The 8214-nt window shown below is 57.2% G+C and carries 9 protein-coding genes and 1 pseudogene; 8 read left to right on the forward strand and 2 right to left on the reverse strand.

What is annotated here, in order from left to right:
* The first annotated feature begins 475 nt into the window (after window positions 1-475).
* From JCM13995_RS11865 to JCM13995_RS17250, 7 genes and pseudogenes are all read left to right on the forward strand, one after another.
* Window positions 476-868 (forward strand): PTS sugar transporter subunit IIA, encoded by a 393-nt coding sequence (locus JCM13995_RS11865; protein ID WP_054665913.1) that lies wholly within the window; start codon window positions 476-478, stop codon window positions 866-868.
* Complete coding sequence (locus JCM13995_RS11870) at window positions 855-1658, forward strand: HAD family hydrolase (protein ID WP_054665916.1); 804 nt, start codon at window positions 855-857, stop codon at window positions 1656-1658. The genes JCM13995_RS11865 and JCM13995_RS11870 overlap by 14 nt, the downstream gene beginning before the upstream one ends.
* A 28-nt stretch (window positions 1659-1686) precedes the next feature.
* Window positions 1687-1890, forward strand: coding sequence for a hypothetical protein (locus JCM13995_RS11875; protein ID WP_054665919.1), 204 nt, complete (start codon window positions 1687-1689; stop codon window positions 1888-1890).
* Window positions 1887-2983, forward strand: a pseudogene (rpoN, locus tag JCM13995_RS11880) (RNA polymerase factor sigma-54). Before JCM13995_RS11875 ends, rpoN begins: the two are co-directional and overlap by 4 nt.
* Before the next feature lies 1 nt (window position 2984).
* Window positions 2985-3533, forward strand: a complete 549-nt coding sequence (locus JCM13995_RS11885; protein WP_156314475.1) for a hypothetical protein — start codon at window positions 2985-2987, stop codon at window positions 3531-3533.
* Window positions 3502-4317, forward strand: a complete 816-nt coding sequence (locus tag JCM13995_RS17245) for an alpha-galactosidase (RefSeq protein WP_054665927.1) — start codon at window positions 3502-3504, stop codon at window positions 4315-4317. The genes JCM13995_RS11885 and JCM13995_RS17245 overlap by 32 nt, the downstream gene beginning before the upstream one ends.
* Entirely contained in the window at window positions 4226-5023 is a 798-nt protein-coding gene (locus JCM13995_RS17250) for an alpha-galactosidase (protein WP_162230963.1), read from the forward strand. Before JCM13995_RS17245 ends, JCM13995_RS17250 begins: the two co-directional genes overlap by 92 nt.
* Window positions 5024-5099: 76 nt before the next feature.
* Here the strand turns inward: JCM13995_RS17250 and JCM13995_RS11900 are convergent, their stop codons facing one another.
* Window positions 5100-6236, reverse strand: a complete 1137-nt coding sequence (locus tag JCM13995_RS11900) for a glycosyltransferase family 2 protein (RefSeq protein ID WP_082397854.1) — start codon at window positions 6234-6236, stop codon at window positions 5100-5102.
* A 224-nt stretch (window positions 6237-6460) separates the two neighbouring features.
* Complete coding sequence (locus JCM13995_RS14060) at window positions 6461-6628, reverse strand: LPXTG cell wall anchor domain-containing protein (RefSeq protein ID WP_082397855.1); 168 nt, start codon at window positions 6626-6628, stop codon at window positions 6461-6463.
* 529 nt (window positions 6629-7157) lie between these two features.
* On the opposite strand from JCM13995_RS14060, the gene phnX reads away from it, so the two are divergent.
* Window positions 7158-7955 carry a phosphonoacetaldehyde hydrolase gene (gene phnX / locus JCM13995_RS11910; RefSeq protein WP_054665937.1) on the forward strand — a complete coding sequence of 266 codons (798 nt, stop codon included), beginning with the start codon at window positions 7158-7160 and terminating at the stop codon, window positions 7953-7955.
* Window positions 7956-8214: the final 259 nt, after the last annotated feature.

Consider the following 8214-nt stretch of genomic DNA (forward strand, 5'->3'; position numbering starts at 1 on the left):
CGCAGACCGGCGCGCACCAGCAGGCGCAAGCGCGACTCACAAAGCCAAGCTGGCGCAGCTGGGTGAACGGGTGGCCAAGAACTTGAGCTGGATCGGGCTGTTGATCTTGGTCAGCGGCGGCGCAGCGGTCGCGTACCGCCGGCGCCACGCGAACTAGCTCAGGCGCAGGCCTGCATTAAACGGCACTTCCCCCTAGCACGAATGTGCAGAGCGGGTCTCTTGTCAGGTGATGAGGGACCCGTTTTGCGTTCAGGCAGGCGCTGGCCCAAGGACTGAACGCTAATTTTTCTAGTGTTTAGCCCGGCTTAAACAGTGCCGAGACGCGCGGGGTCTGCTGAGGCCGCGGCCGCATTTTTCCTCCAAGCCCCCCGATTTAGCGGAAAAAGTGGCAAAAATAGCGAGAAATAGCAATTACGCGCGCTTTGGCATACTATTTGCTTGAAGTAGGGCGAAGTATTCGGAGGAGACGTGACGAATGACAAAGATTATCTTGATTTCTCATAACAGCCTGGCCAAAGGGCTCGCCAAGGCGGTTGAAATGATTGCTGGACCCCAGGAAAATTTATCCGCATACGCCCTGATGCCGGGCGAAAATCCCGATGACATCGTTGCGGGCTTTGCCCAAGACCTGCCCAGCGACGAGCCGGTGCTGATCTTGGCGGACCTAGTGGGCGGCAGCATGTGCAATGCCGCCATGGCCCTGCTGAAGCGGCAAAATGTCCGCTTGATCGGCGGGATGAACATGGCGCTGGTGCTGCAGCTGGTGCTCAACCCGAACGCCGATCTCGATCACGTGATCCAATCCGCGCGCGACAGTCTCCAGGAGGTCCGGCTCAAGCCGGTGCACGCCGAAAATGACTTTTTCTAAGCCGCGCTTGATCTGCACAGACCTGGACCGGACGCTGCTTGACCCCAAGGGCCAAGTGTCTGCGGAAAACCGTGCTGCCTTTCAAGCGGCCACTACGCAAGGCGTGGTGTTTGCCGTCGCGTTTGGGCGCAGGTTGCCTTCAATCGAAGCGCTGATGGCGGGGATGGCCGTTTCCGGTTATAAAATTTTCTTCAACGGCGCTTGCATTGCCGATCCTAGCGGTAAGCTGATTCATCGCCAGGCGCTGGCGCCCACCCGCGTCCGCAAGTTGATCGACCTGGGCGCTGCGGCCGGGGTGAACATGACGCTCAGTACCATGACCACCAACGTGGACTACATCCCCCAAACTGCCCAGTGGGTGCCGACCTACATTGAGGCGCCGGCGACCAAAAGTGACTTGGCGCCGCTGTACCAGGCGGCTGAGGCCGAAGAGGTGGTTAAGGTCAGTTATTATGCCGCGGATTTGGGTGCACTCGGGGCGGCGTTGGCCACGGTCACCGCGCAGCACCTGGCCACCGGCTGCTGGACCGACACCCGCTACGTTGAAATGACCGCCCCTGGGGTCGATAAGTTGAGCGGCATTCAGTGGCTGTGTGCGCACCTTGGGCTGATGGTGTCGCAGGTTGCGGCGTTTGGTGATTACGACAACGATATTTCGATGCTGGCCGGCGTCGGTTGCGGGGTGGCGATGAGCAACGCGCTGCCGCAAGTGAAACAGGCGGCTGCGCTGGTCGTCGATAATCACGCCAGCAGCGGCGTCGCTAAGGCACTGCTGCCGATGCTGAAATAAGTCAGTCAAGCAAAAAGGAGGGATCACAATGGCGTTAACGCAGAATTTTAGTTTCGGCCAAAAACAGGCCCAGGCGCAAAAGCTGGTCCTGACCCAGGGCATGCGCCAGTCGATCCTGGTCCTTCAGCTTGATACCATCGATTTGGCCGCCTACCTGCAGGACCTCAGCCTCGGCAACCCGCTGTTTGACGTCAAACGCGGCTGGACGCACCCAGTGTGGCGCCGGCCGTGAGCGAGAGCTACCAGACCGAAGACACGCAGCAGTCGCTGTTTAATTACCTGCTGGAACAGGTGCAGCTGACCATGCGCAAAACCCCGCTGCGCGCGCTGGTGGTTTACCTGATCGAGCAACTTGACCCGCGTGGGTATCTGCCAGTCAGCAATGAACAAATTAAGGCGGAGCTGGGCATCACCGATGTCATGCTGGCCGATGCGCTCACGCTGCTGCAGCGGCTGGATCCGCCCGGCGTTGGCGCCCATGACCTGCAGGAGTGCCTGCTGCTGCAGGCCCAGGCGGATGAGTACCCGGTGCCGACTGGGGTCATCGCCATTTTGACGGATCAGTTCGCCAACCTGACCGCGGGGCGTTTGGCCGCCATTCGCTCGGCGCTGGACCTGACGGAAGGCCAGCTGAAGGCCGCGCTCAACTACATTCGCACGCTGTCCGCCGACCCGGGTTTGCCGTACAACCACACGGCGACCGAGTTCGTGGTCCCGGACCTGCGCGTGCATCAGGTGAACGGCAAGCTGAGCATGGCCGTGATCAAGGCCAACCAGCCGCGGCTGGTGTTCGCCGAGGAGACTTACGCGCAGCTGAAGGACTCGACCGATAGTGAGGTGCAGCATTACCTCAAGGAAAAACTCGGCGAGTACCAATCCCTGACGTACAGTCTGGCGCGGCGCGAGGAGACGCTGAGCCTGATCGGCCGCGAGCTGGTAAAATCTCAGTACGCCCTTTTCATGCAGAAGCAAAAATCACTGGCGCCACTGCTGCTGCGGGACATTGCGCAGCGGCTGCAGCTGGCCGAGTCGACTGTCAGCCGCGCCATCAACGGCAAGTACCTGCAGACGGACTTCGGGGTCATGCTGATCAAGGCCTTCTTCTCCCGTTATTCGGCCAAGGACGCCACGCATTCTGTCGATCAGATTCAGACGGCGCTGGCGTCGCTGATTGCAAGGAGGATAAGACCCGTCCGCTAAGCGACGATGAGCTGGTGGGTCTGCTGCACGAGCAGGGCCTGAACATCGCGCGCCGGACCGTTGCCAAGTACCGGGCGGCATTGCAGATCCCGGTCGCACGCAAGCGCAAACAAGGGAGTGTTTAGTTTGACAGAACAATTACGTGTTTTATCCGAGGTGGCGTGCGGCGACATGGTCACGCGCTACCTGATCGATGGCCATCAGCATGTGGAGTGGACGGTGTTTCCCGTCGCTTTGGCCCAGTCTGTGGTGGCGCCGCCAGACCAGGTCAACACCTTTTCACTGATCCAGGCCAAGCGGCGGCAGGAGCCGTACGATAAAAACTTCTCAAACGGCTCGACGAGTTTTAACAGCGCTACGGCCCGGAGCCTGACTTTTGCCAGTCAGTTGATCGTGCCGAGCAGCGCTGGCGTGCACGTCACCACTGCGCTGGTCGATCCCGACGGCAACCGCTACACGCAGGAGCTGGTGTGGCAGGCCGCGGAGCGTCGCTTGAAAACCTGGACGACCTTCACCAACCAAACGGCGACGCCCCAGACGCTGGACGGTCTGGCGTCGGTTTGCCTGGCAGGCCTGTCGCCGTTTCACGCCAAGCAAAAAAACTGGCGACCTGGACCTGCTGCGCCTGCGCTCGAAGTGGGCGATGGAGGGCCGGCTGGAGCAGCGGCCAATTGAGGAATACGGGCTGGAGGAGAGCTGGAAGCCATCCGGCCTGGGCCTTGAGTCTTTTGGTCAGAACGGCACCATGCCTGTGCGGCGCTTCTTCCCGCTGGTCGGGGTGCAGGACAAAGACCAGGACTGCCTGTGGCTGGTGCAACTGGCAGGAAAGGCGTCCTGGCGCCTGAACGCCGCCCGGCTGGATGATCGGCTGGTCGTCTTCGGCGGGCTGCCGGACCGCGACACCGGCGCCTGGTTCCGTGAGGTGGCGCCGGGGGAGACCATTCACACGCCGTTTGCCTACGTCACCTGCGGCCAGGGCCCGTTGCTGCAGGTCAGCAAGCGCCTGCTCGCGCCGGCGCAGGCCAGTGATGCCAGCGTGGTTTACAACGAATGGGCGACCACCTGGGGTGAGCCGACGACAGCGTCGATCAACCGGGCCCTGCCGCTGCTGGCGGCCCACCGCATTGGGACGTACGTGATCGATGCCGGATGGTTTCGCAAAGGCAGCACCAATTTTGACCCGCAAATCGGGGACTGGCAGGTCGACCGGGACGCCTTTCCTGATGGACTGAAGCCGGTGGTCGCGGCGATTCATCATCGCGGCATGAAGGCTGGCATCTGGTTTGAATTCGAAAATGTCGGGCCGGAAAGTGACCGCGCCAAGGACGAGGCGGTGCTGGCTAAGCGCGACGCAGGTGGTCGCTACCTTGAAGCGCCGGTTCCTCGACATGACGCAGCCGGTCAATCGGCAGTTTTTGCAGACGCGGATGATCGATCTGCTCAAGGCCAATGGCTTTGATTACCTGAAGGTGGACTACAACGACACGCTCGGGCCCGTCATTGACGGTACGCACCCGGGCGCGGCGGCCCTGGAGGACCAAATCGACGCCACCCTGGCGGTGCTGGCCGATGTGCACCGGCAGCTGCCAGGCCTTCAAATCGAAAACTGTTCGTCGGGCGGGCACCGGTTGACGCCGGCGTTCATCGAAAACACCGAGTTTTCGTCATTTTCCGATGCCCATGACACGCTGGCGATCCCAATCGTGGCCGCCAATGAGCTGGTGGTGATCCCGCCGGCCAAGAATCTGATCTGGTGCGTGCTGCACGCGGATGAGGACTTGGAGACGCTGTACTACCACTTGATTGCCACATTCCTGGGGCGTATCTGCCTGTCCGGTGACATTCGAGATCTGAGCGCCGCGCAGTGGGCGACCGTCGATGCCGGCATCGCGTTTTATCAGGCGCATGCGCCGCTGATTTTTAACGGCACGGCATACCGCCTGGGCGCGCCGGTGCTCAGCTATCACGATCCGCATGGCGTTCAGGTGGTCGGCTTTTACAACGGTGCCACCCTGGCTGACAGCGCCGAAGCCGTGGTCATGGTCTGGAGCATGGCCCCTGAAGCCGCCACGGTGGTGGAGTTGGGACTGCCAGCCGGCCAGTGCAGGTGGTGGCCCGCTACGGCAGCGACCAGTTGCACGTTGACGAGGCAAACCTGCGCGTGACCGCAGCGTCTGCAGGCTATCACGCTATTGCGTTGGCACTAAAACGGCAAGGCTAGCAGCGCTTGGTTTCCCGTGATTATGAGATGAAAAAACGCCCCGTTCGAATGAACGGGGCGTTTGCTTCACTATCAATTCTCATTTGCTTATCCGCAGTTAGCGGGCAATGTGCGTCCACTTTGAGGTTTGGTTGGTGTTGAAGATGATTTCCTTGAACTTGGTGATGCATTTGAGCAAGGATAAGAGGTCGACCACATTGATGATGTACATCAGCATCAGTGTCAATGGGGAAGTCAGGGTCATGACGACCCGTTCCTTTTTTTGAAAGGGTGGTGTCCGAAAAAACAGACATCAGGGAAACAATCAGAAAGGTCACTAGTGAGCCACTCACCACGGTGAAGTCGAAGTAGGTGTACAGAATGTAAAACATGAAGCCTACCAGCAGTGGGTCCAGCAGCATCATGACTTCCTCGAAGAAAACAATCTTTGGTAACTTCCACCAGGTGAGGGTCGCGCTATATTTATCGAACTGGCGCGAAAAGAACAGCCGCCTGTTTTTCATGAGGGCCTTGAATCGACCGTATTTCCAGCGGAACCGCTGCTTTCTCAAATCAGTAAAATTATGTGCTGGTGGGGTGAAGCACAGCACGTCATCCGCATAATCGAAATGGGCTTCTTTGTTGCCGAGAACGTTGATCATTTTCATGGATAAATCGATGTCTTCAGTAATGGAATCGGTGCTGTAACAACCGACCGCAAGCAAGGCACTCAGGCGAAAGGTCGAGCCGATACCACCGATAATGTACTCCAGGTTGAAGCTTGGCTCAGACTCTTTGTACTTATAGCCAATCAAGTATTCAAATTTTTGGGCGTACTCAATCAGTGTGTGAGCGCTGGCAATTCGCACATTGGTCGCCGCGGCCACCAACTGTGAGTCGGCTTCGAAATGTGCGGCCATTTTTGCAAGCGCATCTGACGCCACCTGTGAATCGCCGTCCAGTCCCATTACCAGGTCTTTAGTGACATAGTTTCGGATGCCGTTGTTGAGTGCTCTGGCCTTGCCGGCGTTTTCCTGGTGCACCACAATCAGTTCGGGATACTTAACCTTCATGGCTTCCAAAATGTTTTGCGTCTGGTCTGATGACCCATCGTTGACTACGATGACTTCTTTATCCGCGTAATCATTGGCGAAAAGCGACTCGACGCACTGGGCGATACTTTTTTTTCTTCATTGTACGCAGGGACGACCACGCTGATTCCCAGTGAGGTCGTTGTCCCTTGGGCCCGGCGTTGCTTGATTTTACGCGCCTTGGTGAGATTGGCCACGGTCATGGAGACGAAAATTCTGGAAAAGTTGATTGCGGCGAGAATCGCGACCGATATTAACAATAATGTGTACATAAAATTAATAAGGGGCGATTGCCCCCGCTCCCTCTTGGTTTATTTTTTGGTGGCGACCTTCGCCGTGCGCTTCAGGTAAATGAAAGAGATGAGGGTGACGGCCAGCAAGCCATAACCAATGATGGTGATCCATGGTGAGATGGCCGAGCCGGTGGCCGGCAGGACAGCAGCGCCGGCAAGTCCGGCTTTCGAAACGTTTCCGTACATATGGAGTACCTCCTAAATTAAATTTGGAACTTTTTTAGTATATCTGGTTAACAAAAGACTTGTAAAGAAAATAATTATTAATAACATAAGTTTTTGTTCAACGGCTGTTTTACACGCTCAAATATTCTTCTGTCTGAAACAGGTCTTGGTGTGCTTGAACAGGCGTTAGACTCACGATACGTGGTAGTACCCAATGCTTATTAAAGTGACCAATCCCTTGTTTCGTTTTGCTTTACGTTGGCGGCAAAGGTTTAACGTGACCCTTACCTTTTGCGGTCTTAATTTTTACAGTGTTCCGCTATGCTGAAAGGGAAACAATTGGGTGTTAAACGGTTTGCCTGCGTTAAGACGTAGACAGCTCATTCGTTGATGGCACGGCAAGTCGGTTTGCCAGGTCAGAAATTCTGAACTGCTGAGGGAGATCAGCACGGATTTGCAAAATCTATCATGGGTTGAGGTCATTGTGGTAGTAACGGCGGCTAGTAATGGCAATTTATACGCGGGGGCTACTTTACCCAAGGAGGACATCATGGCAATCGAAGCAGTGATTTTTGACTGGGCCGGCACAACGATCGACTACGGCAATCAGGCGCCAGTGGTCGCTTTGCAGCGGACTTTCGCCAGTTTCGGCATTGAGGGCTCAGGCGCGGTGACGCAACAAGACCTGAAGCTAGATAAGATGTCCCTCATCCACCAGCTGCTCAAGGATGACGGCGTGCGCAACGCCGCCTTGGACCGCTTTGGCAAAATCAGCGCGGACGACATTGCACTGAGTCTGTTCTCTGCGTTCAAGCGCAACTTGCTGGCCATTTTGCCCACGCACGCCCAGCTGAAGCCCGGGGTGCGGGACCTGATCGCGTACCTGGAGGCCAATTCGATTCCATACGGGACCACGAGCGGCTGGGATGCGGACCTGATTACGGATCTGTTGCCACTGGTGGCGCCGCAAGGCTTTCGCCCCCGCGTTAACGTCACCGTCAAGGATACCGGCGTCGACCGGCCAGACCCGGCGATGAATCGACTGGCCATGGCACATCTTGGCGTTCAGCATCCGGCGCGGACGATCGTGTTCGGCGATACGCTGGACGATATTCGGGCGGGGCAGGCGGCCGGAGCCAATGCTGTCGGGGTGATCGAAGGTGCGGGTTTGCTGGGCCTGTCCAAGGCGCAGTGGCTGGCGCTTCCCAATCAGGACCAGCAGGCGTTACGATTGCAGGCGCGCCGCGAGTATGCCGTAGCCGGCGCCGACCTGATTGTCAATAATGCGCGCGACCTGATGCGGTTGATGCAAAGCGAGGCAAGCATGAACCAGAGTGATGCGCTCTGAGACCAGGTCATCGGCGTGGATGGGTACACCTCTTTAAAGCTGGGTGGAAGAGCGCCCATAATATTACGAAACCGAAGCAGTCCGTCTTTGGATTGCTTTTTTGCTGACCAATCGCGGTTCTGGAAAAAAATCTTTTTAATCCAGCCCTTATCATCCTTATACATGACCAATCAACGCAAACAAAAAGAGATAAAAATTTGTTTTTTTGCTTGTTCCTATTATTGCCGATAAGGCCGTCATTATTATGATTTGACGATTG

The sequence above is a fragment of the Lacticaseibacillus camelliae DSM 22697 = JCM 13995 genome (assembly GCF_001311195.1).
GTDB lineage: Bacteria > Bacillota > Bacilli > Lactobacillales > Lactobacillaceae > Lacticaseibacillus > Lacticaseibacillus camelliae.

What these genes read in the sequence shown, in the direction of transcription:
- JCM13995_RS11870 (WP_054665916.1), top strand. Translation starts at nt 855, where the DNA reads ATGACTTTTTCTAAGCCGCGCTTGATCTGCACAGACCTGGACCGGACG.
- JCM13995_RS11875 (WP_054665919.1), top strand. Translation starts at nt 1,687, where the DNA reads ATGGCGTTAACGCAGAATTTTAGTTTCGGCCAAAAACAGGCCCAGGCG.
- JCM13995_RS17245 (WP_054665927.1), top strand. Translation starts at nt 3,502, where the DNA reads ATGGAGGGCCGGCTGGAGCAGCGGCCAATTGAGGAATACGGGCTGGAG.
- phnX (WP_054665937.1), top strand. Translation starts at nt 7,158, where the DNA reads ATGGCAATCGAAGCAGTGATTTTTGACTGGGCCGGCACAACGATCGAC.
- JCM13995_RS11865 (WP_054665913.1), top strand. Translation starts at nt 476, where the DNA reads ATGACAAAGATTATCTTGATTTCTCATAACAGCCTGGCCAAAGGGCTC.
- JCM13995_RS14060 (WP_082397855.1), bottom strand. Translation starts at nt 6,628, where the DNA reads ATGTACGGAAACGTTTCGAAAGCCGGACTTGCCGGCGCTGCTGTCCTG.